This is a genomic window from Corynebacterium sp. HMSC070E08 (genome assembly GCF_001808895.1).
Lineage (GTDB): Bacteria > Actinomycetota > Actinomycetes > Mycobacteriales > Mycobacteriaceae > Corynebacterium > Corynebacterium hiratae.
This window is the reverse complement of the sequence record NZ_KV794733.1, coordinates 23,237-37,167: the sequence shown is the minus strand read 5'-3', so window position 1 is coordinate 37,167 and position 13,931 is coordinate 23,237. Positions and strand designations below refer to the sequence as shown.

Below are 13,931 nucleotides of genomic sequence, written 5' to 3'. Positions count from 1 at the left end.
CGGGCAACTAGGCCAACACAAATGCCCCGAGGGATTCACTCAGAAAGGGTGAATCCCTCGGGGCAGAATTCGCAGCCTTGAGGCTTAGAAAGCCTTAGAACTGCTCCACGTCGACCAGGCCGAGCTTGGCGGCCTTCACCAGACGGCGCGGGATGCGCACGGTCTGGCCGTCGATGGTGACTTCCTGGAGGGCGACGTTGTCAGCCTTCCACTGGGAACGGCGAGAGTGGGTGTTCGCGCGGGACTTCTTAAACTTAGGAGTTGCCATCTTTTCCTATCCTCCTTACGCGTTCTTCTTCTTGCGGCGAGCCATTGCACCGAAGCGCTGGTTGAACTTCTCAACGCGGCCAGCGGTATCCATAACGCGCTGGGCACCGGTCCAGAACGGGTGGGACTCAGCGGTGACGTCAACGACGATGAGCGGGTACTCGTTGCCGTCTTCCCACTCAACGGTGCGATCGGAGGTAGCGGTGGACTTGGTCAGGAAGGAGTGGCCGGTACCGGCATCCTTGAAGACCACCGGGTGGTAATCCGGGTGGATATCTTTCTTCATATGTCGATTCCCTCAGGGTTGAACTACGGGTCGGTTCCTTCCGCAACACATCTCCGGCGTGGAAGGAAGTGTGAAAGGATCGTGCCCGAGTTGGGTCTCTATACTTACAAACTGTGCGGCTCGTGCCGACAACTTGACATATCCTACAGGCCACCAGCATTAAAACCGAAATCGCTCCGGCCGCCACCGCCGCGCTCCGACGGACAAAATCCACAACCACGCCCCTCACCTGCCCCTTCGGCAGGAACGCGCCATAGATCAGGTATAGATCAGAGGTATCCACGCCGGCCCGCATGCCGGCGGTGATTAGGTTCTGCAGGCTGTGGCATGTAAGATTTCCCCTTGCTGTTGTCAAAGTAATCGTTTTACGCCCTCATCAACTGGTGTTCAACGGATTAAGCCTCCTGCTCAACCTCACTTTTTCGAGCGCCGCGCCTCACCGCGGAAATAGGCACTCCGTTAGTCGCTTTCGATGTGGGCGGCTAGGAGAAAGAAGACCCATGTCGGCTATTTGCCAGGTAACGGGCCGCAAGCCGGAATTCGGCAAGCAGGTCTCGCACTCGCACCGCCGCACCTCGCGCCGTTGGAACCCCAACGTGCAGCGTCGTCGGTACTACCTGCCCTCTGAGGGCCGTACCATCACCCTGACCGTTTCCACCAAGGGCATGAAGATCATCGACCGCGATGGCATCGAGTCCGTCGTGGCTAAGATTCGCGCACGTGGGGAGAAGATCTAAAGATGGCACGTAATGACATCCGTCCAATCATCAAACTGAAGTCCACTGCGGGCACCGGTTACACCTACGTGACCCGTAAGAACAAGCGCAACAACCCGGATCGCATCACCTTGAAGAAGTTCGATCCGATCGTCCGCAAGCACGTCGAATTCCGCGAGGAGCGATAATTTATGGCTAAGAAGTCAAAGATCGCCAAGAACGAGCAGCGCAAGGAAATCGTCGCCCGCTACGCGGAGCGTCGCGCTGAGCTCAAGGCAATCATCAAGAACCCGAACACCCCGGACGAAGAGCGCCTCGAGGCGCAGTTCGAGCTGAACCGTCAGCCGCGCGACGCCGCCCGCGTCCGCGTCCGTAACCGCGACTCCGCTGATGGACGTCCGCGCGGTTACCTCCGCAAGTTCGGTCTGTCCCGTGTCCGTATGCGCGGCATGGCTCACCGTGGTGAGCTGCCGGGCGTTCGCAAGTCCAGCTGGTAAAGGGGTACCCATACAATGGCTGTCAAGCGTAATAACCACAAGAAGTTCCGTATGGAGCAGACCCGCCGCCCGAAGAAGAACCCGCTCAAGGCCGAGGGCATTGAGAAGGTTGACTACAAGGAGATCAAGACCCTGCGTCTGTTCATCTCCGACCGCGGCAAGATCCGCTCCCGTCGCGTCACCGGTCTGACCCCGCAGCAGCAGCGTCAGGTTGCTACTGCCGTCAAGAACGCACGCGAAATGGCTCTCCTGCCGTTCACGTCCCGCTAAACACTAGCTGGTTTCAACAGCGCACTTTTGCCGCTGTACTCGTGACTCACTAGGACAGGACAAAAGAGCTTTCAGGCCGCCGCCTCCTTCCCCACCTCGGGGCAGGTAGGCGGCGGTCGTCGTTTTCGCGGTTAGGGCAGTTGCTCTGCCGCCCCGCAAATTCCCAGTGCTACATTGAAGAGCTAGAAAGCCCCTGACGGAAAGGCAACTAACACCTGATGCCGCTGCACGAATCCCTCACCGATCTCAGCGAACTGGCCGCCCACTGCCACTCCCCCGCCCACGCGCGTGGACTACTGGAAGAAGCCCAGGACCTTCTGCGCAATGCCACCGCCCACCGGACCGACGGGGTCGAGCTTGCGGCGTGGTTTTCCCGCGTGGTCACCGATATTGTTCGCTCCCCGGGTCTGGCTAGCCCTGTGCGGCTGACAGGCGCTGCCGCCCGCGGGGATCTTCTCCCCTCACTTCCCATCACCTGGCTGGGCGCCGACGAGCAGCTGGAGCAAGTCATCATCGAGGCCGGATTGCCCTGCGGCGCGGTGGAGGAATGCGCCTCAACCCGCGCTGATGCCGGCCTGCCGCTGGGCACCGGCGGCGAGGAGGAACTCTATGCCGAGGCTGTATCGCAGCGGCCAGCGCCCCTCAAGCTCGTGGACGGGCTGCCGGACCGCTCCGCCGAGGTGTCCATTCGCCGTTCCCTACTCGCCCCCGTTTCGGCCATAGCCCGCTGGGCAGCGCCGGCTCCTCGACCCACCCCTGACCGCCTTGCCATTGGCGTGGAACGCGAATTGCTCACCGCGGCCGAGGCAGAAGGCCTGAGCCTGGCGTGGGGCACGGGCATCGCGCTGGAATTGGGGCGGTGGTACGAGGGCGTCGATAAGCACAGCATTATTCTCGAAGACCTTCCGCCATTGGACCGCACCGCCTACGGCTCGGCGTGCCGCACAGTCTCCGCTGCCGTCGAATCCATCATGATCCGGCACGGTAATGTGGTTAGCTGAAGTCAAAGCTACGCTTTGACGAACGCCGTTCGCGGCGGGGTGTACGATTACTGACTTGCCGTCAGTTATTACGTGAATTTTATCGAAGGGAGTCCGCCTCATGGCAGGTAGCGTTGGCAGGCCAAGGAAGAATAGCCCACGCCGCCGGGGAAACACCGCGCGCGAGGAAATCCTGGATGCCTCATCCGAGCTCTTCACTACCCAGGGCTTTGCGACAACCTCGACGCACCAGATCGCCGATGCCGTCGGCATCCGGCAGGCATCGCTGTACTATCACTTCCCTTCCAAGACGGATATCTTCCTCACGCTGCTGAATTCCACCATCGAGCCCTCACTCGAGCTGGCGGAGGAGCTCGCGGCCTCGGATGCAGCGCCGGCGCAGCGCCTGTGGTCCCTGGTGGCCGCGGAGTCCCGCCTGCTCTTGACGTCGGCGTGGAACGTGGGCCGCCTGTACCAGCTTCCGGTGGCTAACTCCCCGGAGTTCGGCGAGTACCACGAGCAGCGTGATCGCCTCAAGGATCACTTCCGCACTGCCGCCGCTGGCATTGTTGGTGATGATGACCCGCGCGTGGAGCTGCCTTTCCACATCGCGCTTTCCGTCATTGAGATGCGCCCCAACGATGGCACCGCGCCTTTCGACGCCTCGCAGCGCGTGCCGGAGCAATCCGCCATGCTTGCCGACGCCGCCCTAGCAGTCCTCGGCACCACCCCTCCCGACAACGCCGAAGCCACTACCTTGGAGCTGCTGAAGAACCGCAACGACTCCATCTCGGCAGCCGCCGCTGCCGCGGCCGACCGTAAGAAGACGACGCGCTAACGACCGTGCCGGATGGCGTAATGCGCCAAGAAGGTCTTATACGGTTTATAGGCCTTTTCGCCGTCCGCCCGAAGACTGTCCACGAGGCGATCCATCTTGTGGTTGGTTTTCTTTTCGGTCCAGTCCAGAGCCTCAGCAATCTCGCGCACCGAGGGAATATCGGCATCAGTTGAGCCCGGCTTCTTGAGGTAGCTGGCTAGCTGGCAAAGCAGCTCCTCCTGCTCATCGTTGGGCACATGGCGGGTGCGGGTGCGCTCCTCATCGAGGTCCTGCTCGCGCTTAGTCCGACGCGAGTAGTTGCTGTTTTCGACATCGATGTAAAGCTCATAAGGGCATTCCGGGGTTTCAAACGTAATTCGTGACGGGCCCGGCGGCACGGCCGCCACCGAGCGCGGGCCGAGATCGATGCGGGAGAAACCCTTAACCCCGCGCAGCTCGATGCGCAGCGGAATGTGGCTGCCTACGTTGCAGATCATCCAGCCTTGACCGCCGTACCACAGTTGGAAAAGCTGACGGTGCAGGGTGAGATCCCCCTCGCCGATCCGGAAGTCACCAGCGCGGCCGACGACTACTTCCTCGCCTGGTGCCATGACCAGTACGCCGCCGATCAGGTCATCGATGCGCAGCCTGGGCCCCCGGGGCGCGTCGTGCGATGGGAGTGGCTGTTGCTGGCTCATGGACACCTCCGTAGGCGGCTGGACAATTCGCGCACATCGCCGTTCGGCTCGGCGATATGCCTCAACAATGCCCTACAGTGTAGCGACTCTCACCACAGTACTGCGGGGACAAGCCGCTTGCCCCAGCTTGTTGGGGACTAGGACACGATGGCCCATGTCACCACGAAAATGAGGATGATGACAACAACGGTGACTGTGATGATCAGAGCGTTCTGATTATCCTTTGTGGCTGGTTTGGCAGCTCTAGGCTCTGCCGCGGCACGCTTGTGAACGGTAGCCCCCGGTACCGCAGGAGTCACCGGCGTGGAGGGAGATACCGTCCCGGGTGAGGCGACAGGGTTAGCGGGAGCTACAAAACCGGTCGGCATAGCCTGCTCGACAGACCCAAAGGAACCGGCAGGTCGCGGCCAGTATTGCGTCGGCTGCCCAGGGGTTTTTGCCTGCCGTGGCTGCGCGGGTTCCGTCGCCTGGTTGGTGGTGGGCTGGGAACGGGAGACGTCGTCAAGCGCGGCAATGAAATCCCGGGCGCGCGCATAGCGTTGCATGGGCACGCTATCCAGCGCCTTGTTCAGGACAGTCTGCACCTGAGTCACCACCCGTGCGGTGTCCTTCGCCAGGAACGTCGTGAAAGCATCACTAGACAAGTCCGGGATGCGCCGCTGCCCTTCCCACTCACTGCGCGGCATCGTGTCCTTAAGGTGATGCAGCGTGAGCATCTCGAATGCAATAAGCGCTAGCGAGTAGTCATCCGCGCGCGCCGACATATCGTCATCGCCATAGGCATGACCATTATTTTCCGGGGCCAGGTACTTTTCAGTGCCCACGATGTGGCCAACCTTCGTCAGACGGGATTGCCCCTCTTCGATGCTGATCCCGAAATCGCTGAGCACGGCAGGCGGCAGGCTGCCCGGGGTCTTGCGCAACAGGATATTTGCGGGCTTGATATCGCGGTGTACCCACCCGGGATGTAGCTCGTGGTGCATGTAGTCCAGCGCCGAAGCAATCGGCGTGAGGTAGTAGACCACCTCAGCCACGCTAAACCCCCGGCCTTCCTGCGCGCGTTCCCGGATGGCGTGCGCCAGGGTTCCGCCGTCGATGAACGCCATCATCATGACGTCGTCACCGCGCGGCGTGGACTCCTTGGAATAGAACTGGACCACTCCCGGGTGACTGCCAATCTTGGTCAGCGCCTTCATTTCGTTGTTGAAGCGGGCGCGGGAGGCTTCATCGCGGACATCATCCAGCAGCACCTTGACGGCAAGCTCACGAGAAAGATCCGGATCGGTGGCATGGAAGACCTGCCCCATGCCGCCTTCACCCAGCAGGTACACGTTGGTGTACCGCTTCTGCTGGGTCAGCCATTGCACGAAGTAGGAATTAGTCACCGCCCCATTGCACCATATGCACAACCAAGCATGAGGGTGCCATGTCCCATCGCCCCCAAATGGAGGGGACTTCACCGTGGTTCAGTCAGGCATGCGGGAGCCAGTTATGCTACCTGTTGTTCTCTATAGTTTTCCAAGGACCCTATGACCACCCCAGGATTTGGCACTAACCCCTACGAGCACACGAGCCCTGTGCACGGCGGGCCTCAGCAGACCCAGCCCGACCAGCGCAACCTCGTTCCGATCATCTGCGCGATCGCCATCCTTATCGCACTCCTGATTTCCGGTGCCGTGATCTGGAATCACGTCCGCTCCACCGGCCAGGAAACCCCCAGTACCGCCGAATCCTCGGAGCAAGCGCAATCCTCCGCGGAAGAAACCGCACCAGAAGACGACGAAGAAGAGGACACGGAAGGCGCGCCGAGCGAGGAAGCACCAGAGACCTCAGCCAGCCCTGGAGCTGCTGACGTCCCAGAGGGCCTAACCGCGGCCGGCTGGTCCGACTACCCGGAGGCGCGTTGCCAGCAGGGCGAGGACATGGTCTTCGCCGCCGCAGGTTCCGATCCGGTTTCGCACATCGTTATCTGCGAAAAGCAGGACTCGCTCTTCTACCGCGGCGTGTGGTCTAACGGTGCCGCTTTCGGACCGGCCCGGGGTGAGGGCAGCTCCTATACCGCCTCCATCCTCGACCCCACCAGCGGCGAGGACACCGGTTCCGTACTCACCATCCGCGGCACGGACTATGACATCGATGGCGAGGCCGGGACCTTCGAGGATTACTGGCCGCGCTAGGGGTCCTTAGACCGCGCCTTGCTGACAGCCTGCATCGGGCCATTCCACCTCGGCGGCGGCGAGCTGCTTGACTAGGCGCGTGAGCATCTGCTGGGCTTCTCCGTAGTCCCCGGATTCGGCCTTGGCATAGATGGCCACCGCCACCGTGTGCCCGCCCAGTGAGACAAGCCCCATCTGGCGGGCTTCATAGGCCCCGTCCTCGGCTGGGCCCCAGCCGCCCTTCATGACTGATCCTTCGAGGGTGCCCAGCCCATACTGCTGTGCGGGATCGGGCTGTCCCATGGCTGCCAGAACGGGGTCAGTGCCCTGCTGGCATCCCAGGTCGGCGACAAACTCTGCTTGCTCGGCTACCGGCCACTGCGTTTGGCCAAATGCACTAAAGCCGGGGCGCGGCGGCGTGGCGAGGACAGTAGCCGTGCCAATGATCTCCTGGGTTGCCTGCGCGGCGTGCTCTCCCCCACCCAGTGCTTCCCAGAGGGAATCGGCCGCGGCATTATCGGAAAAGGTAATCGCCCGCGACACGGTCTCCGGATCGGCCACGCCGGCGCGCTCGGCGGCAATGGCCAGCGGCACCTTCGCCGTGGACCATGCGGACTGCGGGTCTGTGATGCCTGCTGCGGCGACGGTATCTGCGCCGGCCACCGCGATTCCGGTCCCCGGGTTGTCGGCCGCGATGGCTTCGAGGGCTTCGTGGATGTCGGAGGCCTCAATCACGGGTGGCTCCTTTTCGGGGGTGGACTCAGGCAGGGTGGGCTGGGGGCTGCTCGCTGCCGTGGGTTGCTCCGGCGCGGAGACATCGCCGATGGTGCAGGCGCTTAGCGACGCCACCGCAATCCCCGCGATCACCACTCGTGCTGCTGCTTGTTTCATCGTTGACCGCCTGCGTATTAGAGGATGTACACAACCGCATTGTTGCCACCTTTGCAGGTGACAAATTCACCGTTATCGGAGCAATCCATTGTGTAGTTCTGCTTGGTGGTTGGGCTGTAGGCCTCAATCGTGGCGTCATACTCATGGGTATCCACCCAGTGCTTGACGTACTCGTCCCGCACAGCGTTGGCGAATGGCTCCGACGTCACCTCAGTGCCGCGGTAGACGCTGTTGAAATTGCCGCCGGGCTCATTATTCCGCGCGGCGTCGTTCGCCGGAATCGCCCCCGCAGGCAAGTCGGGGTGCTCCGGGCGTTTCTGCGAGGCGGAGCTCGTCGTAGTTTCCTCCGTGGTCTTTTCCGCCTCATCCGCCGCAGAAACCGTCTCTTGGGTGTCGTCGTTGTCCTCGGTGAGCTGCGCCGCGGTGGTCAGGGGCGCATCAGCCTGAGTTCCCGTGCCGCTATTTTTGAAAAAGATAAGGTAGGCCAGCGCGGCGATGACGAGCAGCACCGCCAGGATCAGCACGGCGATGAGCACATACTTTCCGCCGTTGCCGGAACCACGGTGTGCCGGCGCGCTCTCCGAATAAGCAGTGGAATAAGCAAACGGCTGTTGTTCGTACTGGCCGCCGCCCTGCGCTGCTGACTGGGGCGGGAATTGCTGGGTGGGAAACTGCTGCTGGGCGTAGTTGCCTTGCGCTCCGGATTGGGCGAAGGGGTTGGAGTAGTTGCGCTCACCTTCCTGCGGGAAGGCCCGAGGGTGCACGGGGCGTTCCTGGGTGGGCGGGGCCTCAAAATCCACAGTGTCCGGGTGAGTTTCCTTGCGGGAAGGCTGTGGCTGGCCACCATTTCCTTGCGGGTGCTGGGAGCCGAATCCGTGGTTGCGATCTGAATCAGTCACCGGGGCCTCCGTAGATCTAGACATGTCAAGTGCGCCCTGTGGGCACGTTTCTATCTTTACTATCTTTACACAGCCGCACTGGTGACGGTGGCGTTCGAACGTGGCGGGGAGTACTCCCACGGGAGTGTCCCTCACACCACACAGACGGTGTCACAGAGTTTAGATTGTTAGAGGTACCTCTTATACTCCACCTTCCTGCGCACGGAAAGGCTGTTATTCTCCCGCCATGACTTTTCCTACCGGCCCTTCGGGCACGCCGCCGCATAACTCCGGCCCTTCCGGCTTCGGTTCCCCCGGGTTTGGCCGCCCCGGCGGTTCTCCCGTTCCACCCGGCCAGCCACAGGCTCGCCCGGGTGGCTTTGGCAACACACCGCCGTTTGGTGGGCAGCCCACTGGCACCCCGGCGCAGCCTTCCTTCGGTGGTGGCGCGCCCACGCCACCGCCCCAACCCCAGCCGCCCCAGTACTCCGCGCCTGCTCCTCAGAAGGGCAAGGGACGATTCAGCGGCGCTATTGCGGCGCTGATCTCCCTATTCATCGTGCTGGCCGTGGTCCTCGGGGTGGGCGCGTGGTTTATCTGGGGCCGCGAGTCCACCGACGCTTCGCAGGCCGGTGGCTCCCCTGAGCCGACGACGACCGCCTCGCTCGCGGGAGCTCCAATCACCACGGCCGGGCGTATCGATACCGACTTGGAAGCAGGCGGCGTAGTCATTGCCCGCACGTTCTTCCCGGATTCCTATGTCTCGCAGTCCGGTAGCACCAACATCGCTGACGTGCAGCTGAGCGAAGGACACAGCCAACTTATCGCTGTCTTTGGATTTAGCGATGACCGCGCAAATACGAACGTTGCCAGTGCCACCGTTACCGTCAACGGCGCTGACGGTGCTGAGCTGGCCTCCTTCGAGGTTCCAGCAGAGGAAGCTCTCGAAATGCCCATCAACATCGCAGATCACCAGGATCTGCGCTTTACTTTTACGTATAAGGACGCCAGCGGCAATCCCGCGGACAACACTGGCTTCGCGGTGGCTTCGCTCCACGCGCAGTAGCGCGCACCGCCGGGTCATCACGCCGTGGCGCCGAAGCTGCCCTTGTTGCCAAAGTTATTGCCTCTGACCGCGTGGCGGCGCATAACTTCGTCGTTTAGGGCAGTTGTTGTCCTCGAGGGAAAAGCTTCCGTGCATGCGAAAGCCGCCTCCCCTTCCCGCGCAGTGGTGCGCAGGAATGAAGGAAGCGGCTGTGTGCTGCCCATGGCAGCGCCTTTGCCAGGCTTAGTGGAAGAAGTGGCGAGTGCCGGTGAAGTACATGGTCACGCCAGCCTTCTTGGCGGCCTCGATGACCTCTTCATCGCGGATGGAGCCGCCCGGCTGAACCACGGCCTTGACGCCGGCGTCGAGGAGAACCTCCAGGCCATCGGCAAACGGGAAGAAAGCATCGGAAGCAGCGAAGGAGCCCTCGGTGCGGTTGGCACCGTCGGCCAGCGTGTTAGCACGCTCCACCGCGAGCTTGGCGGAATCGACGCGGTTGACCTGGCCCATGCCCACGCCCACGGTGGCGTTGTCCTTGGCCAGCAAGATGGCGTTGGACTTCACCGCACGAACGGCGCGCCAAGCGAACTCCAGCTGCGCCAGGTCGGACTCATTCAGAGCCTCACCAGCAGCCAGGGTCCAGTTGGCCGGGTTATCGCCCTCTGCCTGGTAGGTATCCGGCTCCTGGGTGAGCATGCCGCCGGAGATGAACTTAACTTCCTCCTTGGGCGCTTCATGCTCTGCCTGCAGCACGCGCAGGTTCTTCTTGGCCTTGAGGACCTCGATGGCGCCTTCCTCGTAGGACGGAGCCACAATAACCTCGGTGAAAATCTCCTTGACCTGCTCGGCCATCTCCACGGTGACCTCACGGTTCACAGCAATAACGCCGCCGAAAGCGGACATCGGGTCGCAGGCGTGAGCCGCGCGGTGAGCAGCCGCGATGGACTCCTCAGACACCGCGATGCCGCACGGGTTGGCGTGCTTGATGATGGCCACGCACGGGCGCTCGTGATCCCAGGCGGCGCGCCAGGCGGCGTCCGCATCCTGGTAGTTGTTGTAGCTCATCTCCTTGCCGTTGAACTGCTTCGCGTTGGCCAAACCAGTGGTACCGATGCGGGTCACGGTCGCGGACTGGTGAGAGTTCTCGCCGTAGCGCAGCGGGGTGGTCTCCTCGCCCTCGCTGAGCTGATCGACGAACCATGCGGACACCGCGGCGTCATAATCAGCGGTGTGCAGGAAGGCATCGCGGGCCAGACCGCGGCGCTGCTCCAAGGTAAAGCCGCCATTGGCCACAGCGTCAGCCACCTCGCCGTAGCGAGCCGGATCCACGACCACAGCAACAGACGGGTGGTTCTTGGCAGCCGCGCGCACCATGGACGGGCCACCGATATCGATCTGCTCCACGCAGCCATCAAAGTCCGCGCCGGAAGCCACCGTCTCACGGAAGGGGTACAGGTTCACCACGACGAGCTGGAACGGATCCACCTCCAGCTCCTCCAGCTGCTTCAGGTGGTCCTCCTTGCGGGTATCCGCCAGGATCCCCGCATGCACGCGCGGGTGCAAGGTCTTGACTCGACCCTCGAGGCACTCCGGGAAGCCGGTGAGCTTCTCGACGGGCGTGACCTCAATGCCCAAGTCCGCGATCTTCTTCGCGGTGGAACCGGTGGAAACGATCTCCACGCCGGCCTTATCCAGGGACCGGGCAAGGTCCTCCAAACCGGTCTTGTCGTACACGCTGATGAGTGCGCGCTTGATGTTCTTACGATCTTCGCTCATGGTACGGGGACTTAAGCCTTCCTTGCGGTAATGAGAGGTAGTTAGAGCTGAATACTGAGTTCCTCGCCCTTCACGCGCGTGGCGCGAAGGACGGCAACGATGAGTTCTCTTTCGACCACTTTGATGCGCTCGTGCAAGCTGGCCTCATCATCCCCCGGCAAGACCCGCACGGGCTCTTGGGCAATGATGGCGCCGGTATCGACGCCGGCATCTACGAAGTGGACGGTCGAGCCTGTGACCTTGGCGCCGTAGGCCAGCGCATCGCGCACGCCGTGCGCGCCTTTGAAGGCGGGCAAGAGCGCGGGGTGGGTATTGATGGTGCGACCTTCGAAGCGATCCAGAAAATCCTTCCCCAGGATCTTCATAAAACCTGCAGAAACAACAACGTCTGGTTGCGCAGAATCCACTGCGGCAACCAGACGCTTATTCCATTCGGTGCGGTCAGCACCCATCTCTACGACCTCGGTGGCGATTCCCGCCGCCTGCGCGCGCTCGATGCCTTGGCAGGGCACGTCCGCGACGACCTTCACGACGCCATAGCGCTCATCCTGGCCATCGAGGATGGCTTGGAGCAAGGAGCCGGTTCCAGAAACAAGAACCACGACGTTAAGGCGGGCAGAAGCAGCGGGCTGGTGCGGTGTAGTCACGCGCTACAGCCTAGCCGCTGCCGCCCTGAACCGGGGAATTTTACTCCTTAGAGGGGGCCTCGTCCTCTTCCTCAGACACGTCTTCTTCCTCTGGTTCTGTCTCCTCGATTGCCTCCTCGACTGGCTGCTCGTCGTCCCCCTCGGTCTCGTCCGATTCGACGACTTCTGCGTCAATCACCTCAGCATCCGCATCGCTGCCGACCTCAGGCTCGGCTTCAGGCTCGGCCTCGGCCTCCAACTCGCTGTCCTCGTCCACGTCATCCTCGGCTTCAGTCTCGGCCTCGGTCGTGGGCTCTGCGGCAACGGCTGCGTCGGGGGCGTCGTCAAGCAAGGCAGAAACCGGCACAGCGTTCGCCGCGTTGACGGGTGTGTGCACGGCCTCCTCAGTCTCTGTGGGCGCTTCAGGAGCAGCCTCCGGGGCAGCCGCGCGGCGCGCACGCCACGACGTCACTGCCTGTGCCGTTGCGAATGCACATCCCACGACTAGGCACCACAGACAGCTCAGACCCACTGCGGTCCATACCTCGGGACCGGTGTAGCCGTATACGCCCAGCGCGCCGGACACGCCGTACACAGCCACGAGTGCGGCTACCGCGGCGGTGACGGTGGCCACGAGCGCAACCTGGAAGGAGACCAGGGCGCGGCGACGGTAAAACGCCACCACCGCCGCAACGGCGGGAACAATCAGCAAGACCGCAGCCCAGGAACTAATCGACGGCGGAACGGCGGCAGCCAACGGCAGCGGTGGAAGCGGAACCACGTGGCCGCTAAAGAGGCTCACGCTGGTGCCTTCACCGATGTGTAGCTCCGAACCGCTCAGCACCGCTCCCGCAGCAACGGCAGCGTTCGGGAGGTAGAGAACGCTCAGCAGGAAAAGACCGGCGGTTCCCAATGCATTAAGGACTGGATACTCGGCGAGCATCTCTGATTGACGCGTCCAACCGACTCCCCACAAGACCACCGCGAGAATGAAACCAGCAGCAAAAAGGTATCCGAGGTAGCTCAAGCCTATCTGGGCGGCATCGACGAACACGCGGGGGACCCCGCTGCGCTTGGCCAGGGCCTTCCACAGGCGTGGGCCCATTCCACCAATGAGGGCGACCGCATGCAATAACAACATACGGGGAAGCACACGGTACAGCTCCGGAGGGGAAACATCGTAGACCTTGCCAGCGTCCCACAGCATCAGCCATGCGATGACAGTAAGGGCTAAGGGAACCAGCAACACGCACACGCTCAAAACGATGAGGTCGTTAATGCTCGCCTTATCCTTAACCGCCGCCCGCACGCGCCGCCCCACCAGCCAGGCTAGGAGCAGCGCAGGCAGAACCGGGATAAAGCCCACGTCAATACCGCCCGCGCGAATAGGCGCAAGGTTAAAGACCATCCATGCTTCCCCGACGATGGTGGGCAGCCATGCCGACGGGGAACTTGTCAGAAGCAGTGCCGCGATAGCGACCACGAGAATGCCCAGCACGACGACGAGGTTCGGAACGCCAACGACGATGAGCATGCGGCGGATACGCCCGCGGAGCGTGGTCGGGGCCTGCGCGCGGCGGGCGCGAGCCTTGTCGGACTCGACCCCTTTGATGCGCTGCGCTGGATCTCGACGATCTCTGCGGTGCCCGCGCTCAGAGTGCTCAGCACTATCACCGCGCCCACGCACGTGCGCGCGTGGACGAGCTGACGACCTGGACTGGGGACTCGTGTTCTTATTCATCGGCGTCCACTTTGCCACGGCCCCCTCCCCCACCGGGGGTGGCGCGGCGAGGTAAGCGCTAAATGGTGCGGGACACCCCCGAAGGAAAACTTCACGAGTGCGCACTACTCATGCCGACCACGGAAAGCCCCGGCGACTCCACGGAGATTGATTCACTTCATTCACAGGAATCAGCTGTCGTTTCATTATGTGCGGCTCTTCCCAGATATCCAGAAGAAAAACCGCAATCTGGCTTGCTCTGCATTCGCCGAGACGCTACTGTTACATCTCGTTGGTAACAGGAAGGT

The 13,931-nt window shown here is 62.4% G+C and carries 17 protein-coding genes; 8 read left to right on the top strand and 9 right to left on the bottom strand.

The window, feature by feature from the left end:
- Positions 1-94 precede the first annotated feature (94 nt).
- Positions 95-268, bottom strand: a complete 174-nt coding sequence (rpmF, locus tag HMPREF2526_RS02235; protein WP_010187615.1) for a 50S ribosomal protein L32 — start codon at positions 266-268, stop codon at positions 95-97.
- 15 nt (positions 269-283) lie between these two features.
- Positions 284-553, bottom strand: coding sequence for a type B 50S ribosomal protein L31 (locus tag HMPREF2526_RS02230; RefSeq protein ID WP_005530151.1), 270 nt, complete (start codon positions 551-553; stop codon positions 284-286).
- 500 nt (positions 554-1,053) lie between these two features.
- On the opposite strand from HMPREF2526_RS02230, the gene rpmB reads away from it, so the two are divergent.
- From rpmB to HMPREF2526_RS02200, 6 genes are all read left to right on the top strand, one after another.
- On the top strand, positions 1,054-1,290 hold the full coding sequence (rpmB, locus tag HMPREF2526_RS02225) for a 50S ribosomal protein L28 (protein WP_010187623.1): 237 nt from the start codon (positions 1,054-1,056) through the stop codon (positions 1,288-1,290).
- A 2-nt stretch (positions 1,291-1,292) separates the two neighbouring features.
- Positions 1,293-1,457 (top strand): 50S ribosomal protein L33, encoded by a 165-nt coding sequence (gene rpmG / locus HMPREF2526_RS02220; RefSeq protein ID WP_010187624.1) that lies wholly within the window; start codon positions 1,293-1,295, stop codon positions 1,455-1,457.
- Positions 1,458-1,460: 3 nt separating this feature from the next.
- A complete protein-coding gene (gene rpsN, locus HMPREF2526_RS02215) occupies positions 1,461-1,766 on the top strand; it encodes a 30S ribosomal protein S14 (RefSeq protein WP_010187625.1) in 306 nt (101 codons plus the stop codon).
- A gap of 15 nt (positions 1,767-1,781) precedes the next feature.
- The gene (gene rpsR, locus HMPREF2526_RS02210; protein ID WP_010187626.1) at positions 1,782-2,036 is read left to right on the top strand and encodes a 30S ribosomal protein S18; all 255 of its coding nucleotides are present in this window, start codon (positions 1,782-1,784) and stop codon (positions 2,034-2,036) included.
- 218 nt (positions 2,037-2,254) lie between these two features.
- Entirely contained in the window at positions 2,255-3,037 is a 783-nt protein-coding gene (locus HMPREF2526_RS02205; RefSeq protein WP_070545569.1) for a hypothetical protein, read from the top strand.
- A gap of 100 nt (positions 3,038-3,137) precedes the next feature.
- Positions 3,138-3,854 (top strand): TetR/AcrR family transcriptional regulator, encoded by a 717-nt coding sequence (locus HMPREF2526_RS02200; protein WP_070545568.1) that lies wholly within the window; start codon positions 3,138-3,140, stop codon positions 3,852-3,854.
- Here HMPREF2526_RS02200 and HMPREF2526_RS02195 read toward each other — a convergent pair.
- Both HMPREF2526_RS02195 and HMPREF2526_RS02190 read right to left on the bottom strand, forming a co-directional pair.
- A complete protein-coding gene (locus tag HMPREF2526_RS02195; RefSeq protein WP_046646970.1) occupies positions 3,851-4,531 on the bottom strand; it encodes a hypothetical protein in 681 nt (226 codons plus the stop codon). The two genes, HMPREF2526_RS02200 and HMPREF2526_RS02195, sit on opposite strands and share 4 nt — an antisense overlap.
- A gap of 137 nt (positions 4,532-4,668) precedes the next feature.
- Positions 4,669-5,916, bottom strand: a complete 1,248-nt coding sequence (locus tag HMPREF2526_RS02190) for a serine/threonine protein kinase (protein WP_046646971.1) — start codon at positions 5,914-5,916, stop codon at positions 4,669-4,671.
- Positions 5,917-6,060: 144 nt separating this feature from the next.
- On the opposite strand from HMPREF2526_RS02190, the gene HMPREF2526_RS02185 reads away from it, so the two are divergent.
- Positions 6,061-6,708 carry a hypothetical protein gene (locus HMPREF2526_RS02185; RefSeq protein WP_049154189.1) on the top strand — a complete coding sequence of 216 codons (648 nt, stop codon included), beginning with the start codon at positions 6,061-6,063 and terminating at the stop codon, positions 6,706-6,708.
- Positions 6,709-6,714: 6 nt separating this feature from the next.
- Here the strand turns inward: HMPREF2526_RS02185 and HMPREF2526_RS02180 are convergent, their stop codons facing one another.
- Together HMPREF2526_RS02180 and HMPREF2526_RS02175 are read right to left on the bottom strand one after the other, a co-directional pair.
- Positions 6,715-7,578: a hypothetical protein gene (locus tag HMPREF2526_RS02180; RefSeq protein WP_070545567.1), complete on the bottom strand. Its 864-nt coding sequence runs from the start codon at positions 7,576-7,578 to the stop codon at positions 6,715-6,717.
- Positions 7,579-7,595: 17 nt separating this feature from the next.
- Positions 7,596-8,477: a hypothetical protein gene (locus tag HMPREF2526_RS02175; protein ID WP_070545565.1), complete on the bottom strand. Its 882-nt coding sequence runs from the start codon at positions 8,475-8,477 to the stop codon at positions 7,596-7,598.
- A 226-nt stretch (positions 8,478-8,703) separates the two neighbouring features.
- Here HMPREF2526_RS02175 and HMPREF2526_RS02170 point away from each other — a divergent pair, with 226 nt between their 5' ends.
- Positions 8,704-9,522, top strand: coding sequence for a flagellar basal body-associated FliL family protein (locus HMPREF2526_RS02170; RefSeq protein ID WP_049154185.1), 819 nt, complete (start codon positions 8,704-8,706; stop codon positions 9,520-9,522).
- Between the two features lie 222 nt (positions 9,523-9,744).
- On the opposite strand, the gene purH is transcribed toward HMPREF2526_RS02170, so the two are convergent.
- Genes purH through HMPREF2526_RS02155 form a run of 3 tightly spaced genes read right to left on the bottom strand, consistent with a single transcriptional unit; the run spans position 9,745 to position 13,644 of the window.
- Positions 9,745-11,277, bottom strand: a complete 1,533-nt coding sequence (purH, locus tag HMPREF2526_RS02165) for a bifunctional phosphoribosylaminoimidazolecarboxamide formyltransferase/IMP cyclohydrolase (RefSeq protein WP_049154184.1) — start codon at positions 11,275-11,277, stop codon at positions 9,745-9,747.
- Between the two features lie 41 nt (positions 11,278-11,318).
- Entirely contained in the window at positions 11,319-11,924 is a 606-nt protein-coding gene (gene purN, locus HMPREF2526_RS02160) for a phosphoribosylglycinamide formyltransferase (protein ID WP_046646976.1), read from the bottom strand.
- A 40-nt stretch (positions 11,925-11,964) separates the two neighbouring features.
- Entirely contained in the window at positions 11,965-13,644 is a 1,680-nt protein-coding gene (locus HMPREF2526_RS02155; RefSeq protein ID WP_246819845.1) for a cell division protein PerM, read from the bottom strand.
- Between the last annotated feature and the right edge of the window lie 287 nt (positions 13,645-13,931).